General features: G+C 68.7%; 15 protein-coding genes. 4 read left to right on the top strand and 11 right to left on the bottom strand.

The features are described from left to right. Positions 1 to 196 precede the first annotated feature (196 nt). Complete coding sequence (locus IE251_RS27945) at positions 197 to 1,108, bottom strand: hypothetical protein (protein WP_229896967.1); 912 nt, start codon at positions 1,106 to 1,108, stop codon at positions 197 to 199. Positions 1,109 to 1,582: 474 nt separating this feature from the next. Here IE251_RS27945 and IE251_RS27940 point away from each other — a divergent pair, with 474 nt between their 5' ends. The 3 genes from IE251_RS27940 to IE251_RS27930 all read left to right on the top strand — a co-directional run bounded on the left by IE251_RS27940 (position 1,583) and on the right by IE251_RS27930 (position 4,309). Next, a complete protein-coding gene (locus IE251_RS27940; protein ID WP_189755751.1) occupies positions 1,583 to 1,783 on the top strand; it encodes an excisionase family DNA-binding protein in 201 nt (66 codons plus the stop codon). Beyond that, the gene (locus tag IE251_RS27935) at positions 1,783 to 2,952 is read left to right on the top strand and encodes a tyrosine-type recombinase/integrase (protein WP_189755750.1); all 1,170 of its coding nucleotides are present in this window, start codon (positions 1,783 to 1,785) and stop codon (positions 2,950 to 2,952) included. The genes IE251_RS27940 and IE251_RS27935 overlap by 1 nt, the downstream gene beginning before the upstream one ends. Before the next feature lie 382 nt (positions 2,953 to 3,334). Beyond that, entirely contained in the window at positions 3,335 to 4,309 is a 975-nt protein-coding gene (locus tag IE251_RS27930) for a hypothetical protein (protein ID WP_189755749.1), read from the top strand. Between the two features lie 380 nt (positions 4,310 to 4,689). Here the strand turns inward: IE251_RS27930 and IE251_RS27925 are convergent, their stop codons facing one another. The 6 genes from IE251_RS27925 to IE251_RS27900 all read right to left on the bottom strand — a co-directional run bounded on the left by IE251_RS27925 (position 4,690) and on the right by IE251_RS27900 (position 11,984). Continuing rightward, positions 4,690 to 8,721 carry a P-loop NTPase fold protein gene (locus IE251_RS27925; RefSeq protein ID WP_189755748.1) on the bottom strand — a complete coding sequence of 1,344 codons (4,032 nt, stop codon included), beginning with the start codon at positions 8,719 to 8,721 and terminating at the stop codon, positions 4,690 to 4,692. Between the two features lie 27 nt (positions 8,722 to 8,748). Continuing rightward, positions 8,749 to 9,051 (bottom strand): hypothetical protein, encoded by a 303-nt coding sequence (locus tag IE251_RS27920; RefSeq protein WP_189755747.1) that lies wholly within the window; start codon positions 9,049 to 9,051, stop codon positions 8,749 to 8,751. Positions 9,052 to 9,177: 126 nt separating this feature from the next. Continuing rightward, positions 9,178 to 9,384: a hypothetical protein gene (locus tag IE251_RS27915; RefSeq protein WP_189755746.1), complete on the bottom strand. Its 207-nt coding sequence runs from the start codon at positions 9,382 to 9,384 to the stop codon at positions 9,178 to 9,180. Beyond that, on the bottom strand, positions 9,381 to 9,824 hold the full coding sequence (locus tag IE251_RS27910) for a hypothetical protein (RefSeq protein ID WP_189755745.1): 444 nt from the start codon (positions 9,822 to 9,824) through the stop codon (positions 9,381 to 9,383). The genes IE251_RS27915 and IE251_RS27910 overlap by 4 nt, the downstream gene beginning before the upstream one ends. 188 nt (positions 9,825 to 10,012) lie before the next feature. After that, positions 10,013 to 11,215, bottom strand: coding sequence for a helix-turn-helix domain-containing protein (locus IE251_RS27905; RefSeq protein WP_189755744.1), 1,203 nt, complete (start codon positions 11,213 to 11,215; stop codon positions 10,013 to 10,015). A gap of 100 nt (positions 11,216 to 11,315) precedes the next feature. Further along, positions 11,316 to 11,984, bottom strand: coding sequence for an HAD-IA family hydrolase (locus IE251_RS27900; protein WP_229896966.1), 669 nt, complete (start codon positions 11,982 to 11,984; stop codon positions 11,316 to 11,318). A 284-nt stretch (positions 11,985 to 12,268) separates the two neighbouring features. Here IE251_RS27900 and IE251_RS27895 point away from each other — a divergent pair, with 284 nt between their 5' ends. Next, on the top strand, positions 12,269 to 12,958 hold the full coding sequence (locus tag IE251_RS27895) for a YdcF family protein (protein WP_189755743.1): 690 nt from the start codon (positions 12,269 to 12,271) through the stop codon (positions 12,956 to 12,958). Here the strand turns inward: IE251_RS27895 and IE251_RS27890 are convergent. The 4 genes from IE251_RS27890 to IE251_RS27875 form a co-directional block, all read right to left on the bottom strand. Then, positions 12,948 to 14,714: a relaxase/mobilization nuclease domain-containing protein gene (locus IE251_RS27890; protein ID WP_189755742.1), complete on the bottom strand. Its 1,767-nt coding sequence runs from the start codon at positions 14,712 to 14,714 to the stop codon at positions 12,948 to 12,950. The two genes, IE251_RS27895 and IE251_RS27890, sit on opposite strands and share 11 nt — an antisense overlap. A 58-nt stretch (positions 14,715 to 14,772) precedes the next feature. Then, positions 14,773 to 15,180, bottom strand: coding sequence for a plasmid mobilization relaxosome protein MobC (gene mobC, locus IE251_RS27885; RefSeq protein WP_229896965.1), 408 nt, complete (start codon positions 15,178 to 15,180; stop codon positions 14,773 to 14,775). A 961-nt stretch (positions 15,181 to 16,141) separates the two neighbouring features. Next, positions 16,142 to 16,837 (bottom strand): ATP-binding protein, encoded by a 696-nt coding sequence (locus tag IE251_RS27880; protein ID WP_189755768.1) that lies wholly within the window; start codon positions 16,835 to 16,837, stop codon positions 16,142 to 16,144. After that, positions 16,834 to 17,742, bottom strand: coding sequence for a hypothetical protein (locus IE251_RS27875; protein ID WP_189755740.1), 909 nt, complete (start codon positions 17,740 to 17,742; stop codon positions 16,834 to 16,836). Before IE251_RS27875 ends, IE251_RS27880 begins: the two co-directional genes overlap by 4 nt. Positions 17,743 to 17,868 lie beyond the last annotated feature (126 nt).

Here is a 17,868-nt window from a genome sequence, read left to right as displayed (position 1 = left end):
GCTGATGCGCGAGGACGTCCCGGTTGACCATGATCACCACGGGCTGGATCATCCCACCCTCGCGCGATCACCCCTCAACCGCTATCACGCACCAGCTCGTAAGAAAGATGAGGTTCCGCACCGGATGCGCCGGCGCGGAACCTCACCTTGAAGAACGGTTCACCCGCTCCGGTTCATTGCTACGGTGTGTGGCTGCTCAGCCCTTGCTCAGCGCGACCACGGCGGTTTGCGTCACCGTCACGGTCTGCCCGTAGTGAGGGTCCTGGGCCTGAGCCTGGGCCTGCACCTCGACATCGCCCTTCTGGAACGGGGTGGTTCCGGTGGGCGCGGCCGTCGCGGTCCAGGTGACCGGGGCGCCGGGCTCGCAGGCCACCTTGGTGGCGTAGGAGCCCTTGATGAGCATGCGGTGGGCGACCTGAGTGACAGTGCCGGAGACGTCCACCTGGGTCGGCTCGTTGCAGCTGACGGTGCCACCGATGGTGGCCTTGCCGTTCAGGTAGCTCGCCGTGCCCTTGAGGTCGATGGCGACGCCCAGGTCGAGCGCAGCCGGCGGCACCGGGTTGTCGATGTGGATCTCGCCGCGCAGCGCGGCGGTGCCGCCCTCACAGTGCTGCTCGTAGGTGGCGTCGAGTTTCTGCACATAGCCGTTCGGGCCGAAGACCACGTCTGCGACGGAAAACGATCCGGTCAGTGTGTTGCACCCGCGCCCGTTGCCGTCGATGGAAAGGCCGGGCTTCGCGGCTTCGTTGAACGGATAGCGGGTGGCGCCGGTGTAGTCACCGGGCGCGAGCTGTTGCCCGGCGGGAGCAGCGAGGTCGAGGTACCACCAGTCGCCGGTGGCACCGTCGACGCTGACGGAGATGTGGTTGTCGTCGCTCGAACCGTTGACGTCGAGGGTATCGCCGGCGGCCGGGGAGTAGGAGTACGACCGGCCGCCGCTGATGTAGTCGCTCGCGTCGCCGCTGAAGCTCATCGAGCCGGACGACACGGGCAGTGCCTGCGCTTCGGACCCGTGCAGCAGGCCGGTGCTCGCACCGGCGAAGGCCATAGTGAGCGCGAGCGCGGTGGCAACTCGGGTGAAGGCACGGTTGGGCACACGAAGGTTCAAGGGTCCCCCCTGAGACGTGTGGACAGAGGAATGCGAGTGGAGGCGAACTTCGAGGACACCTCCCTACACGCACTCAGCGCACGGCGGAAGCCCAGAGGGCTTTCTTTGTCGCTTGTCGATGCTGTACGACGACCACTCGCCACGGTGCAGGTTGCATCGCGACGCACCGACCATCGCCAGCCGCCGGCAGCGAGTTCCTTTCTCCGTGAGCGCTCCACACCTGGACTGCATACGGGCCACGTATCCCAGCCCGGTCTTGATCACCGTGTGGACCAGTGCAGGATGGCCGGCACATGTCCTCTGCGGAAGGCGCACTGCTCCGCGCAGCGGTGCGCGGCGGCCCAAGGAGGTCGCTCGGGGACACACGCTTTCCAAGCGTGGTGGTATTGAGTACCTCGGACGAGGCGGTTCACCTGCGTTCATCGGCGGTCGGCGGTGGGAGCGGCTACCGCCTTCGGACCCGTTTTAACGGCCGTGAACGGCGCTTACCAGGTCGCCGAACTGCTCGGCACGACCGCTCGCTTCCCTCGGCGGCTGTTCGAGGAGCGGCGCATCCGGTACGTGAAGGTCGGCCGGCATGTGCGCATCCCGGAGAGTGCGGTGGAGGAGTTCATCAGGGCCCGCACGGTGGAGCCGCTGAGGCGTCCTCGGACGCGCTACGGGCGGGCTGCCTGATGGCCAACAACAAGGGCAGGCGCCGCCGTTTCGGTGCGATCAGGCGGCTTCCCTCCGGCCGCTATCAGGCGCGGTATCCCGGACCGGACGGTGTGATGCGCCCGGCGCCCGAGACCTTCGCGACGACCGCCGACGCGGACGACTGGCTCGCGGAGAAGCAGACCGAGATCCGACGGGGAGAGTGGCGGGACCCGGAGGCCGGTGCGGTGAGCTTCCGGGCCTATGCCGACAAGTGGGTGGAGGAACGGGAACTGGCCCCGCTCACCCGGGATCTGTACCGCTACCTTCTCGACAAGTACCTGGCCGCCTTCGCCGACTCCGACCTGGACGAGATCACGGCGCCGCTCGTGCGTGAGTGGCGGGCCGAGCGGCTGCGGGTGACCGGGGCCAAGACCATGACGGCCAAGGCGTATCGCCTCCTGAAGGCCATCATGGAGACGGCCGTGGACGATGAGCTGATCACGCGCAATCCGTGCCGGATCAAGGGTGCCGGCAAGGAGAAGGCGGCCGAGCGGCGCATTGCCACCGTCGCCCAGGTCGACGCGCTCGCCGAAGCGGTCGGGATGCGGTGGCGGCTGATGGTCTACCTTGGCGCCTACGGCCCGATGCGGCCGGAAGAGCTGGCCGGCCTGCGTCGCCGGGACATCGATCTGGAGAACCTGCGGATCAGGGTCCGCCTTGCCGAACCCGAGCGGATGAACGGACGACGCGTCCGGGGCGACACGAAGTCGGAGGCTGGGACCCGGACTGTGATTCTTCCCGCGTTTCTCCGCCGGGAGCTTCGCTGGCACCTGGAGTCGTATGCCGAGCCGGGGCCGGACGGGCTGATCTTCGTGGGGGAGAAGGGCGCCCCGTTCCGCCGTAGCACCTTCGGGCGGAAGTGGCGTAAGGCACGGGAGATTGTCGGCATGCCAGAGGGCTTCCGGTTCTACGACCTCCGCCACACCGGGCACACCCTCTCCACCCGGTCCGGCGCCACCCTCAAGGACACGATGGTCCGCGCTGGGCAGTCCTCGGAGAAGGCCGCGCTGATCTACCAGCACTCCGACGAGGAGCGCCAGGAAGAGGTCGCCGCCGGCCTCGACGCCACCGTGCGGAAGGCTCGGGCGGAGGCCGCCAAGAAGGCGGCCGACAAGCGTTCTGGCACGGATCTGGCACGCGGCGACTGATCGCCGGACACAACAACAAGGCCCAGGTCTCTGACCTGGGCCTTAATCACAGAGCGGGTGACGAGAATCGAACTCGCGCTCTCAGCTTGGGAAGCGATGGCGCTTGAGCGGCTAGAAGGTTGCCGACCTGCCTTGATCCGTTGCACCAGCGCCGTTATGCGGGCTTGGGCGCACCGCTGTTGACCGTGGCTATCCGCTCTTATGGGCACGCTATGGGCACGAGCTCGCAGCGGGGTGCTGTGGAGGGGTGCGTATGGTTCGTTGCGGTGGTGCCCCTCCGGGTGCGGGATGTTGCAGACAGAGCGGATTGCTTCTGCACACTCCTGAGGCGGAGTTAGGAGTTGAGGGTCGCAGAGCCTGCAGCCGGTGTAATGATCGGCCAGTGATGAGGTGGATCGGAGCTTGCGTTGCCGCACGGCACCGGCGGCAGGCGGACGAGGCGATACGGAAGCTGCGCGAGGATGTCGAAGTGCTTGGCATCGGTCCCGTGCCAGGACCGGTGCGAGTGGCCTTGCGGCGCTACCACCAACAGCAAGTGAGGACGTGGGTGCTGTGGGCTGTCTTCGCCTACGTCTGCCTACGCGGGATCGTCGGTGCGTTTGCGGGCGATGTGGAGAGAGTGGACGAGCTCGCCGAACAGGTCCCGTACTACAGCGATGCGAAGGGTCTGGTCGGGTGGGCTATTGGTGACATAGGTGCGGGCGGGGTCGTGCTGCTGTTGGCAGCGTACCCGCTGCGGTTCGTTATGGCTTCCGCCGCTCGTATGTGCGGAGCCGGAGGCTTCACCTTCGAGCGCGTCAGCATCTGGGCCGGCCTGATTGGGCAATGCGCGGACATTGTGCGAACCTCGGGGACCCGCGATCACCACCTCAGCTCGGTGTCACTGCGTCTCCCGGTAATGCGAGTGCGAGGGGCGCGTATCGCGCGAGGGACTGTCCCCGTTTTCTCGCGGCGCAACAGGCCATTGAAGGCGCACGCGGCCGAGGTCGTGGAGGCGTTGCGGTGCGCGGAGGCTGCTTTGGACAAGGAACCCCAGAAGGCGGCGCGCGACCTCGGGCGCCTAGCGCTGACGATCAGTGAGCGGTACGCCTTGGGGCGGCTCGGAGCACTTTTGGACGAGGGCGACCTTAAGGCACCCCGCCGCATGGGCGACGCGTTGCGACTGTCTATCACAGCGGTTCTTGTCGCGGTAATCGTTATAACTTCAGCGCGGCATGGGGTTCCGGAACCGGCGGCGGTCGCTGCAGCCGTAGTGGTCGTGGCGATTCTCTACCAAAGCGCAACAGCCGGTGGAATCGCCGGTGTCGGTCTGGTTGTCATCGAGCTTATGCTGAACGCCTTTTTTCCGGGCAAGTAGCCTTTTGTCGACCAAGTGCCGGACATTCTCCACCCTGCTCTCAGGCTGAGTCCTCCTTGAGTCGGAGTCATGCCGAGCCGGTCGGCGAGGCCCGCGGAGCTGCCGGGTCTTAGACACGTCCAGAGCGAGCCGGTCCGGCCCCCGGGTCGGATTAGTGATCTACCAGCACTCCGACGAGGAGCAGCAGCGAGCTGGAGTTGCCCACTCGACGACCTGGTGGGGCTAAGGGCGCGAAGAACCACAAGGAACGGGAAGCGGACACGTCTTGGTGCGACACGTACCCGGCAGAGTGGTGCGCCGGATGACGAACTGTGGGCCGGGAGTGTTGTGGCTAATGCGGACTACGCGAACGGGGGGCAGATTATCTGGCCCGCTGCACCTCAGCGGATTCCGGCTGCTTGCTTGAAGGCGGATGTTCGTTCCTTCTCTGCGGCTGTCTTGCTGTGACCGTGCAAGGTACGACGTAGCGCCGTTGCTAGTTTGGGAGCAGGGCGGACAGCGCGGCCGAGCGCAGTGGCACTGGCGACGGTTGCCTCACGGAGTACGGGCGCAATCTCGTCGACGATGGTGCGGGGAGCGGCAGTACCGCTTTGCATGAGGAGAGCTGCGATGAGCGGGCTGACGCGTTCGACGGCGCTGGGACCTTTGGGGAGTGCTGTGAAGAGGACTTCCCAGAGTGGGCCGGGGGCGGGGCAGGCGGAAGCGATGAGGACCGCGTGCTCTTCGGCCCATTCGCGTCCTGTGATGGCGTCGTCGAGGTAGTCGCAGATCACCTGGGTGGCCTGCGGGTTTGCGGATATGAGGTCAAGGACCGTCGGAAGCGCGGTTGCGTTCGCTGTTCTCAGCGTCACGATGAGGACGTCAGTTGGTGCCTGGGCTGCATGCTCGGCGAGGGTGGGACAGCGGCCGTCTGCGGCCACCAGCAGGGCTGCCTGGCGATCGGGGCCGACTGTAGGCCAGAGGTCTGCGGCGTGTTGCCAAGGCTCGGTTTCGGGTGTGTCCAGCAGGTGCTGGGCGAGTAGGTCAGGGAGTCCGTTGCTTCGGTCGAGGTCCGGACGGGGTGCCGCCGCCAGAGCCAATGAGCGCTCGTGGTCGGGGATGCGTGTCCAGTGCTGAGCGATCCAGGTGAGCCACTGTGTTGTCACGGCCTGTTCCGCTGCGTAGTGGGCGGCAAAGCCAGCGTTCTCGGCTGGTTGCGTACTCATCCGGTTGTAGAGGTGCTGCAACACCTGGCCGAGCCGGGCTGCGCGAGTCGCGGAGTTGGCGAGCAGTGTATGGAGACAGGAGAAGAGTTCCCGGCTGAGAGCGATGTGGTGCTGGGCGAGGCGCGGCGTGAACTCGTCGACCAGGGTGATTCCCGCTTCTCGGCCCGCGTCGGTGCTCATGACGGCGGCAAGGTGTCGGCGGGCGAAAGTGCCCCGGACATCGTCGACTGTGAGGCCGGCTGTCAATGCTTTCTGACTAGTCCGAGCGGCTTCCTGGGCGGTAGGGTCGTCGGTCCTGACGTGCATGAACGCCAGGAGGGCCTCTGCGAGTGCGTTTGCTACGGCGTTGTCCGATGCTGCCGGGGCCGCGATGTTTTCGGCGATGGCGACGGCACACACTGCTGCGTCCTGCTGCTGTAGGTCGGGCAGGATCCGGGCCGCCGCTGCAGCGAGCTCACTGCTCGTGTGTGCGGTCTGGGCGAGTGTCTCGGCTACGACGGCGCTGACCTGACGGCCGCTAGGGGTGGAGTGGTCCCCGATTATCTGCAGCCATCGATGGAGAAGCTCGGCGGTCTGCTCGGAGGATGCGGTGTCCTCGTCGTCGGAGAGGAAATCTGCGGCGTGCTCTAGGAACTCGGTGGCAAGCGTCGCGCCGAAAGCGGCTTCTTCGCCCGTAGCGCTCCCCCACTCGTCGGCGGGCACCACGCGCTGGAGCAGGATCTCCACAGCGTTCACACGTAGGGAATCATTGGCGCTCGATAGCCACGTCAAAACGCCAAGCATGACGGGACGCTGCCACATGTGGTAGCTGGCTGCCGTCTCGATGACCTGGCGCGTCTCTTGCACGGTCGCACTGTCTGCTGCGCGAGTGGCCATCGCCATCAGGGCGCGGTAGGCATCCTGAGGCCACAGCGCGCGCCGTTCGGCTGACGACTCGTTGTAGTCGATGAGCCAGACTTTCAGCTCGTCAGCGCCGCCAGAAGCAGCGAGGGTGTGAAAGTACGCCTCCAGCGCGGGCCGCAGTTGCCGGCTGTGGCGGTCGGTGGGCAGAACGATCAGGGCCTGAGCCCAGGCGAAGGCGGGCTGCTCCGCTGCAGGGGTGTTCCCCGACTCCGGGGGAGGGGGCGTGCTGAGGCTGGTGTAAAGGGAAGGCAGGTGGGCGGGTGGCACAAGGTCGAGGATGCCGGCGAGGTGGTGGGCCGCGATCGGCGTGCGCATCTGCGTACGTCGACTGGCGATGCGGTCGGTCAGGTTGAGTAGAGCGCGGCCGACCAGGTCAGTACCGGAGTTGAGGTGGTTGGCGAGGCCGGGCGTGCGCGACAGGGCTTCAACTGCTGCGGCCATAGTGTTGTCGAGGTCCTGGCCGGGGCGTGCCGACTCGAGGGCGTGGGTGGCGGCGAGCAGTGCCCGTTCACGTATCTCGATCACTGTGAGGCGGTCACGCAGGGCGTCGGCGTCGCGCTGGAGGAGTTCGCGTTGGATGGCTGCGGCCTGATCGCTGCCCAGGGCGCGACTGGCGGGGGTGGAGCCCAAGGTGAGTAGTGGCATCAGGTGTTCGGGGCGGCCTGTCCGTGCCCTGGCAGCTGTGGCACGTAGATAGCGCAAGCCTGGGTGTTTTGCGGTGTCCAGACGAGGCAGTGTGTCGTCGCCGGCCTGAGCGGTGTCTAGGGTGGCGCTTGCCTCCGTCGAGTCGCTGCCGGAGCTGTTCGTTGAATCACCCGCCTTCTCGCTAACGATGTACGCGGTGAGAAGCGGGTCGACGAGCGCGCTGGCAGAGCCGAGCAGTGCGTCGTCCAGGAGGGCGAGCAGGTCGTGTTCGGCGCAGATGCCGTCGTAAAGAGCTCGGTAGTCGTGCCTCAAAACGGTGAGCCGGGCCAGGGTGATGGGGTGGCCGGTCACTTCACCAGACGCGATCCAAGCTGGTGCGCCGTTGTCCTGCTCGCGACGAATGGCGAGCCCATAGTCGGCTAGGAACGCGTTGAGCAGCCGGATGGCGTGGCGAGGGTCGCGGACGTCTGGGTGAATCAACGTTTCGAGCACGTCCCGCACTGCTGTGATGCCACCTAGGCGATGCACGAGTTGGTGAGGGGTCGGGTGGGTGAGGAGGTGCTCGATGTACTGTCTGAGGTCCGCATCGTGGTGGGCGGGCAGGACGAGGCGCACCGTGAACAGCTTGTTCAGGTATTCCTGCGCCGCCTCCTCGGTCGCCTTGCGCTCGGCGGCCCTAGTGGGCACCGAGTCGGCGTTGTGGCGGGATTGCTGGGCGGGCCGGTGGGCCAGGCCGGGACGCACGCCGACGATGGCCTCGCGGATGATGTCCTCGTCGCAGGACAGCAGGAAGACCGGTGGGTGCTTGCGGTAGGTGCCGGTGAGCAAAAGGCTCCGCACGGTGGTGAGGGCATCGAGGACCTCGCTGGCCGCCAGGCGGTCGATGTCGTCGATTGCGATGACCAGCCGACGGTCAATGGTGTCGATGACGCCGGAGAAGACCTGCTCCAAGTCGTCGGTGGACTCCGCACGCGGCGTGGTGAGCGTGATCTCGTGCCTTCTCAGCGAGGACAGCGCTCCGTCCTTTGCGGTGCCCAGAACGCACGCCACAACGGCTGCGCCTGACAGTGCGGTGGTCAGCGGACGGGCTCCGGGGGCAGCGAACCACGTCCCGACGGGCACGTCGGCCGCGACTCCGCCCAGGTGGCCGAAAGCCACGACAGCCACGCCGAGCAACCAGATCGTGGCCAGGGAAGCTAGAAGCCACCCCAGCGCTGCGCCAGCGGCCGCAGGGTAGGCGTACCAGGACTGTTTCCCTGGCTTTGCAGACATCGCTGTAGGACGCGGCGCGGTGCGCTGCCGCCCGCCATCGAGACATGCGCGCTCGGCTTGCCACTGCTCGAGGCCGATGAGGTTCTGCCGCCACGCCTCATCGAGTAGCCCGTAGAGCAGCCCTCTCGCCCGCGCGGAACCGCTGTGCCGCTCGGCGCTAAGGTGCAGGATCGCCCATTTTGGGTCGTGCTTGAGCTCTGCTGCCAGGAGGCGTACGACGGACGACTTGCCACTGCCGAATGGCCCTAGCAGTCCGATTGCCAGCGGTTGGGTTGAGCCGCGCACGATGTCGAGAAGTTCACGACTCACTGACTGGTGGTCGAAGCGGTCCTGGTCGGGTGAGGTGATCGCGCAGTCTTCGATGATCCACGGACGCTGTCGTGCCATGTCATGCCGCTCCGCTCCGAACCTGGGCTATACGGGTGAACGGATGATATGGGCCGTCACTGACAATCGGTGATGGTCCCGAGGTCGGTCACTGGTCGCCATCCGCGCGGTGCGCAGGGGGGAACGGCGGGCCAGGGCGAACGACCCGAAGCCGGCTCGCTTGGCGAGGTGGGCCAGCAGCAGCGCCTGGGGTGGTCCGAGGTCGAAGCTGAGTAAGCGCAGCGCTGCGGCCTTGCGGGCGCGGGGGCTGAGGCTGTCCGCCAGCGAGGCGATCGTGGCGAGGCCGGGGGTGAGGTAATGCCGGTCGATGCAGATGCCGAATGCGTACACGGCGGGTCCACCTTCCGGGCGTGTCTGGGGAAGTGTTCTGGCGATGAGTGGTGAGTCGTGGGCGCGCTTGCTCTGTTGCTGGCCGGGTGGTGCCGGCTCCGCCGTGGGCCTCATGGCGGCAGGGCATCAAGCGGTCTTCTCTCGGTGCACGCGTTCCTCGCGCGTCTCGATGACGTGGAGGCTTTCGGGTTCGTCCGTCTCCCACTGATTCGTCGTGCCGCCCGACACCGGACGCAGGACCCACACAGCACCCTGCTTGATGTCGGTGACGATGGCGTGGCGTCCGCCGGTGTCCTCGACCAGATCACCGACTCCTGCCCGTGCCCGGGTCACGAGGCGGCTCCCGGAGCGAGGTCTTTCCACAGCCACCAGCCCGAGGAGGCTTCGAGCTGAACGCGCCGGCGTTTCTGTCGTCCGGCGGTCTGGCGGGGTGGCGGGGACGTCGCCTCGGCGAGGAAGCCGCCCCGGTCACGGATGAGGACACCGAGCGCGGCGAACTGTGCGGCGTCGTCCGCGAGGTGGGAGATTCCGGCGACGATGATGCCGCGGACCAGGCCGGAGGACAGTGTGCTCGTGACGGCCGCCCAAGCCGGGCGGCCGTCCAACGGCACACACGGGTTGTCGTCGGACCAGGCGCCGGCCACGTGCCAGTGCCGGGCGTCGGCGTAGCGGCGTGCGCGGCGTTCGGCCTCGCGGACAGCGGCCGACTCGAACGCGCAGGAGTAGATGGCGACCGGCACGTGTCCGATGCCGCCGGGTGAGGATTTCGGCATGTGATCAGCGTGCTGCCTGCCCTGTCCGCAGGACAGGCACGGCCCGTGGCGGCGCCAGGAACTCATGACTCGATGGCCTGACACGCCCCGTGCTGCCGCGCTCTCGTCCTCCAGCAGAACTGCAACGGGACGTGGCGGTCGGACTGGTGGCGGCCGTGAGAGCTGCTACGGCCCGTGGCGGTGGCCGGTCAGCGGACGGCGAGGGGCACACCAGCCGCGCGGGCGAGCCCGCGGAGCCGCCCGACGGACACACCGGCGAGGCGAGAAATGATCACTCCGGGCAGCATCTGGTGCCGCACCCACGCCGGCGCCATGCCGCAGACTTTTTCCAGGGTGTCGGCAGCCTGGTCCCATCGGCGGCACTCCACGTGCGTCAAGGCGACGTCGAGACCGTACCGGGCCCGAGTGGCGAGGGGCACCGTGTCGTCCAGCCGGACCGTGTCCATGAGTCGCAGCGCACCGCCGGTGTCGCCGAGGGCGACGGCGATGCTCATGGCCTGCGTGCCGGCGTACAGGGGCCCGAAGGGCTGGGCATGCCGGCCACGGGCATGTTCCACACCGAGGCGGGCGGCGACCGCGTGGGCCTGGGAGAGGTACTCCCGTGCGGCGTCCGGCGAGGAGCCACCCCGGGACGCGGCCACAGCCGCGTTCGTGACGAGCTGCCCGTACACCGACAACCGGTCCGGGTCGTGCTCGGACATCTTGGGCTCGACCCGGTCGGCCTGAGCCGCGGCGAGAGCGAAACCCTGCGCGGTCCGCCCGTCGCGGAGATTCACCCACGCCGTGGTGGCGGCCAGATGGGCATCCCGCAGGTCGTCGCCAGCCTGCACGGCGATCTGCCGGCCGTAGGTGAGCGCCGCGTAGGCCAGGTCCCGTGACCCCCACACGTTCGCGGCCATCCCGGCGGTCTGGAAGACATCGGCCAGGACACCGGCCGCGGCCTCCCGCTCGTCGGCGTCCGCCAGGTCGTACCGGGCGCGAGCTTCGGGAAGCAAGGCCCCGAGCAACGCGCCGAGTTCGGTGTAGCGGCCGGCCCAGTAGGCGGCGTCAGCGCGCCGGACGACAGCACGGAGCTCTTCGACGGTGCCCGGCTCGGTGTCGGTGGGGATGCCGATGGCGGCATCGTGCGTGGCAGCGGACAGCGCCCGCAATGCCGCACGCTCGTCGCGGTCCATGGAGCGACGGGGCGCCTGCTGGCCGAGGAGCACGGCGATGTCGGTGCCGAGGGCGGAGGCGATGGACAGAAGCGACGGCAGGGAAGCGGTGCCGCCCCGTTCCAACTTCCGTACGACGCCCACGGAGACGTTGGCGGCCTCCGCCAACTGCTCCTGGGTCATGCCACCGCGCAGCGTCTTGAGCCGTTCAGCGGTGCTGTACTCGGACCATTGCATGCCAGCAGCTCCTCCCCGTTCGGCCAGGCACGGACCGTACCCACTGCTTTACGACCAGCAACAGCCATAGGCACGAGAGCGGCAGCCAGTTGGCTGGAAGTCACCGCTGGACGGAAAGCGCGGCGCTCACACTGAGCAGCCCTTCCAGTTCAGCCACTGTGGACGCTTCGTCCGTCGCGAGGACGGTGGTGATGCCCAGGGCCTCCGCCGGTGGGAGGTTCCGAGGGTGGTCGTCAACGAACACGCATGCCTGTCCAGGAAGCCCGAGGCGTTCCAGCGTCAGCTCGTAGATGGCAGGGTCGGGCTTCGCCATACCGACCTGCTCGGAGATGACGTGTACGTCGAAGAAGTCCCAAACGCCAGCGTGCTCGTACGGGTTGAACGGATCCATGCCGAAGCTGTTCGACAAGAGAGCGAGGCGGTATCCCGCGTCCTTGGCGGCACGCGCGAGTGCGGCCATACGCCCCGCCGCGGGCACCGCAGACCAGGCCCGACCCATCAGGTTCTCCGGTGCGACATGGTCACCGAGAAGGGCCGCAGTGCGCTTGTTCCACTCCTCCTGGTCGATCTCGCCGACCTCCAGCGCCGCGTACAGCCGTCGGCCCTCAGGGTCATCGTTGAGCGTGGCACGCCACGCTTCCGGGCGAAGCCCTTCAGACTCGCACCAGGCTCGGTGAACGGACCGCGGATCAGCGGTCAGCACCCCGGCGAAGTCGAGGATGAGCCCCTGCTTGGCTGGCTGATCCGTGGCACCCATGGGTTGCGGCATGCTGGTTGCTTCCTCTCCCTTGCCCTTACAAAAAGCTACCGCGCACCGACGGAGTGGATACCTGCAAGCCTTGCGCTTCGTCCGGTGTCTGTCACTCTCCCCAGCGCTGTACTCACTGCCTACGAGTACGCGACCCGAGGCACGGCGTTTGCGGTCCGCTTTCGGAACCTGGGTGTCCCGGATGATGGGCTCACCGTCCTCGATCAGGCGGCGCGGGTGGCCCGGCGCTACGGGCCGAGCCACCAGCTGCGCAGCATCGAGGGCATCCGGAAGGGCCGGCAGGGATGAGCCAGGGAGTGCCAGTGCCGCAGCACGAGCAGCGCCAAATCACCGACGAGCAGTTCCACGACGCGACGCTGATCTGGAACTACCACCAGATGGGCCATGAACAGCGGCCCTGCTCGGCGGCGATCGGCCTGGGAAGCCACGATCTCGGAGTGTCGACCACAACCGCCGGTCTCTACCGCGCCGGCCTGTTCCCGGTCGTGGTCTTCAGCGGTGGCAACAGCCCCACGACCCGTGCCCGCTTCCCACGCGGCGAAGCCGTCCACTACCGCGAGCACGCGCTGAACCTGGGCGTGCCGGACGAGGCGATCCTGGTCGAGCCGAAGGCCGCGAACACCGGGCAGAACATCACCTTCTCGCGGGAGCTGCTGGCCGAGGCCGGCATCGCGGTCGAGTCGCTGCTGCTGATCTCCAAGCCGTACATGGAGCGGCGTTCGTACGCCACCTGCCGCAAGCTCTGGCCCGAGGTGGAGGTCGTGTGCGCTTCCGAGCCGCTGGAGCTGGACGACTACATCAAGTCCATCGGTGACGAGAAGCTGGTCGTGGACATGCTGGTCGGCGATCTGCAACGGGTGATCAAGTACCCGAAGCTCGGCTTCGCCGTCGAGCAGGAGGTACCGGGGGATGTGTATGACGCCTACGAACGCCTCCTCGGCGCCGGCTTCGACAGCCGTCTCATCAGCGTCTGAACTGCTGGGTGCCGGTTTGGTGGGCGGGCACTGCGCGATCCACCAGCCGAACCTGTTCCCCTGGCTGGCCACGCAGCACTGCTGGGTTGGCCGGGTGTCCCGCCGTTTGGCTGCCTGTGACCGCGTGGCTGGTGTCGGCGGGCAGGCCGGCGGTGCGGCGTAGACGCCATACCAGCACGTCGCTGACGGACTGCGCCGTGTTGAGTTCCCGTCGTCTGGCGGCGGTGGTCAGGAGGGCTGCGGGGTCGTGGCCGGCGACCTCGGCGTCGGTGATGGTGGCGGCGAGTGCGTACCAGCCGGGTTCGCTGAGGATCTGCTCGGCCAGCTCCGGTACGGCTTTGCGCAGCATGGCCGTGTGCCGTTGGAGGAGTGGTCGGCTCAGGCGCCGGCCGCGTTGGTAGAGGGCGCCGAGGGGTTGGGCGGCTGCTGCTTGGTATGCGGCGTGCAGGTGTTCGGCCGCCTGGCGGGCGGCGGCTGCCTGCTGGGCGTGGCCCTTCTTGGCGTGCCAGTGGGTGGCGGCGGTGACGAGGAAGAACAGCATGTCGATCACCATGGCGGTGGTCGCTCCGTCCTCCCCGCGGTCGAGGGCCGGGCCGCTGCGGACGAGGTCGCGGGCGGCCCGCCGTAGTGCCTGGTCATGCCCGTGCTGCGAGCGGATGTGGGAGCGCGTGGCGCGCTCGAACGAGAGGGCGGCTTCGCGTAGTTCGCGTCGGGTGTGGGCGGCCGAGGTGGCTGCGAGCGCGTCCAGGACCTCGCCCGCGGCAGCGATGTGCGCGGCCACCGTCGCCTCTTCGTCCTGATCGATGACCAGGATCGTCTGCCAGGCCGCCGTGGCTGCTCGACGCCGTGCCGTCGCCGGGCCATTGGGCGTCGTGGTCGTGGCCTGCTCCGACGGCTCGTCGCTGTGCTGGTCCGTGGTGGGACCGGGCCAGCGTTCGCGGATGCGGGGCAGGGACAGATCGGGGGCCAGACGCGAGCCGGAGTAGAACACGGGCTCGCCGTCTTTGTTGCGGTCGAAGGGCAGGGCGACCTTGTAGCCGAGAAGGTCACCCGATGGCGCGATGCGCGTGTGGACGATCAGGCCGGCGGCGGCCAGCCGGTCGAAGAACTCCTCCTCGCCGACCGTGCCGGCCACCGCCCGCCGTACGGTCTCGCGCAGTTCCTCCCGGACGGTGCGCTCGCGGCCCTGCCGGTCGGCTTTGTGGCGTTCGGCGCTGGTGGGCCGCTGGGCGGCGGTGCCGTCGCCCTGGTTGAGGCGGCGCAGGCCAAGCTCCGCCTCCAGGGTGCGGGCCTGGGCCTGGACGCGGGCGGCGTCTCGGCCGAGGTCGGGCTTGTAGCCGTCCTCGCGGACGAGGGTGGCGACGATGTGGATGTGGTCGTCGGCATGCCGGACGGCCACCCATCGGCAGCCTGCGTCCTGGTCGGGGTCGTCGATGCCGGCGGCAGCGACCATCCGGCGGGCCACCTCGCCCCACTCCTCGTCGGTCAGGAGCCGGTCCTCGGCGGCGTTGCGGATGGACAGGTGCCACACGTGCTTTCGCGGCCGCTGGGCCGGGTCGAGGTTGACGACGGGCTGGTCCAGGAGCTGCTGGAGTTGCTTGAGGGTGGCGGAGGAGTTGCGGCCGGGGTCGGGTGCATTGTGGTCCCAGGAGGCGACCAGGTGCGGGTCGGCGTGTTCTTCGTGCTTGCCGGGCCCGTACAGGTAGGCCAGGAGGCCGATGGTGCGCTGCCCGCGCTTCTGTATCCGGGGGATCATCTGGTGTCCGAGATGGGTGCTGGGGCTGGTGGGGGCGGGGCGGCGTCCAGATGCCGGGTCAGTGTTTTTCCAGCAGTCGGTCGGTGGCTGCCTGTACGCGGCTCACGGCACGCTGGACCGCGGTGATGACCACGTCGAGTTCGGTGGGGTGAGCACCGGTGTTGAGGGCGCGGGCGATCTGGTTGAGGTTGTTGCCGACCTGCCCGAGGTGCCGGCGCGCGGCGAAGAGTTCGGTGACCAGCTCACGGTGGCCGGCGATGGCGGAGGCGGTGTTGTCGAGGTCCTGGGCGGCGGCGAGGCCGCTACGGGCGAGGAAGGCGGGCAGGCTCGTACGGGTCGCGCGAGCGGCGGCGGCGAGCTGGGTCTTCTCGTCGTCGTTCAGGCGGACGCTGCATACGTAGTCGCGCTTGTGCGCGGTCGGTTTCGGCGAGCGCTTGCGCGAGGTCTTCTTCGCGACGCGGGGCATGCGCGGTGACGGATTCTCCTCCGGCTGCGATCCGCCCTCGGTCGCTGCCTGGCGGGCCGGCACCTCCTGGTGCTGGCCCGCTCCCGCCACCCCCGGGGCGGGCTCCGGCCAGGACGCCTTCCCCGGCGGGGAAGAGTGTCTTGGCCGATAACTTGCTCCGCCTGGGGCCGGGGTGGTGGTGTCCCGGTGGGGGCTGTGGGGCGTGTCGTGGTTTGCCTGGTGCACGGAAGTCTCTCTCGGCCAGCTGAGGCATGGCCTGTCGTGTGGTGTTGTGTGGCTCTCGGGAAGGGTGGGGACGGACGGGCCAGGTAGGTGTTCTGTTCTCGGACCCGAGCCGAGAGTGGGGACCGGTCCCCACTTGACGTGCGGGAACTGGGGTATGGGTCATCGGCGGATGCCGGTCCGGAAAGTGCGGGGACCGGGGTCTCGGTCCCCGCATCAGATGAGCCCGTTGGGGACCGGTCCCCGTGCTCGGTCCCCGGTCCCTGGTCCCCGGACTCCATCCCGACGCTGACGCCGGTCCCGTCCAGGTGACGTCGGTCCCCGTCGCACTCCACTGTTCACGCAGCCATAGGCCGTGTGACCTGCTGCTTTGCCGGGACCGGCCCCCGGGACCGATGGGGGCGCTGGGGGGCCGGTCCCCGGTCCCCGATCCAATTCCGGTCCCCGATCAATTCCGGTCCCCGGTCCCCAAACTTGGTCCCCGGTCCCCAGGTTCGGTCCCCGAGTCGGGCCTCGGTCCTCAACGGGTTGTCGCTGCGTTGGTCCCCGGACGGTCCCCGCACCTTGGGGACCGGTCCCGCGCTCGGTCCCCGGTCCCCGCGCTCGGTCCCTGCCCTCGGTCCCCGCCCTCGGTCCCCGGAGTCGGTCATCTGCCCCCGGGTTCGGTCCCGGCACCGCTGCGGTCCCCGGATGAAAGCCCCTCGGAGGTCCGCCCCCTGGCCGGCGGGCCGCTGCCGGTTCAGGTGGGCCGGTGGCGTCGTCGGTCGGGGCCGTCGAGGATGACGCGTTCGGTCATCTCGGCGAGGCGGGAGGCGACGCGGTCGCCGAGGGTGGTGCGGAGTTCGGCGGTGGGGAGGTTGGTGGTGATGAGGGTGGGGAGCATGTGCTCGTACCGGTGGTTGATGAGCCGGTAGGTCAGCTCCTCGGTCCATTCGCTGGTCCTGGCCGCGCCGAGGTCGTCCAGGAGCAGTAGCGGGCTGCGTGCCAGGGTCTGCAGGTCGCGTTCGGTGTCGTGGCCGGCGCGGGGGCGCAGGCGGGCGTGGAGGTCGGCGGTGGTGGTGGCTTCCCAGCGCAGGCGGACTCCGCGGGCGAGGAGGGTGCGGATGGCGCCGTATGCCTGGTGGGTCTTGCCGGTGCCGGTGGGGCCGGCGATCAGCAGCGACGGGCCTTCCGCGATACCGGGTCCGCCGGGGCCGGGGCGGCCGGCTCGGGCGATCTCGTCGGCCCAGGCGGTGATCTGCGGGTGGCCGGCCAGGGCGCGGCGGTAGCGGGCGGGGATGCGGGCGTCGGCCAGCTCCAGGGCGGTGACCGGCTCGGCCGGGGATTCCCCGGCAGCCGCTGCGGCGGGGTCGATGCCCCGCCTGGCCAGGATGCCGTTGAGGCGGGCGGCGATGGGACCGACCTGCTGGGGTCCGCGGGTGAGGGTGGCGGTCAGAGCTGGTCTCCATAGGCGGCGGCGACATCGGCGGGGTTCGTCCACGACCTGTGGACAACCTGCCTGGCGGGGGTGGCGTTCATGGCCTCGTGCACGAGGCTCGGCAGGATGCGGGGGTGCAGGCCCTTGGCGCGGTGGAGCGTGAGGCCGGCCCGGACGTGTGCGGGGTCGATCCCCTCGTCGAGCAGCTTGCGTACCTCGCGACCGAGATGGTCCAGGACGTCCTTGGGCGGACGGTGTGCGCAAGCGGCGGTGTACTCGGCGATGAGGTGCTTGGCCGAGACGGTGTCGGGCGCGGGGGCGCTTGCGCCCCCCGAAGGGGTACTTCCTAGATCCATGTTCCTAGGTCCTAGATCCGGACCCTGAGGACTCACGGACTGCTCCGTGAGCGGGTGGTGAGCCTTCACGGAAGGCTCCGTGAAATCCTCCTGACCTGCGCCTTCGCGTACGTCTCCGGTTTTCACCGTCGTCTCCTGCTGTTGGCGGGAGCCCTCACGGAGGGGTCCGTGAGGCGGCGGTGCGGCCTCGGTGAGGCTGGCTCGTGCGGCGCCGCCGACGGTGTCGTGGTGGGGACATGCAGGGAGCCGGCTCTTGCTGGGCCGGTTGATCTTCTGGTGCTGGTGCCAGGTGACGACGTGCAGGTAACGCTTGTCGTCCGGGCCGGTGTAGCGGCAGATGAGGCCGGCGTCGGAGAGCTGGGCGAGGTCCTTCTCGACGTCGGCGGGGGTGTGGTCGGGGCGCAGGACCCACAGCTGTCCGGCGATGATCGCGGCGTGGTCGCGGTGGCGGCCCTGGTCGTCGGCCTGGGTGAGCAGGCCGAAGAAGGTGCGCTCGGCGGTCAGGGAGACGGCGGCCAGGGACTCGGAGACGAAGGCTTCGGGCTTGATGGTGCGGATTCGTGCCAAGAGCGGGGCGGTCCTCACTCGGTGGCCAGGGGGCGGGCACCCATGGCTCACCGTCGACGGGGGCGGTGGGGGCGTCAGGTGTGGGGAGTTGCCGACCGGCTGCCGCTCGGCTCGCTGAGCCGACCG

It is taken from the genome of Streptomyces eurythermus (assembly GCF_014649115.1).
Taxonomy (GTDB): Bacteria; Actinomycetota; Actinomycetes; order Streptomycetales; family Streptomycetaceae; genus Streptomyces; species Streptomyces eurythermus.
Note: the sequence above shows the minus strand (reverse complement) of the source record. Positions and strands in the feature narration are given on the sequence as shown.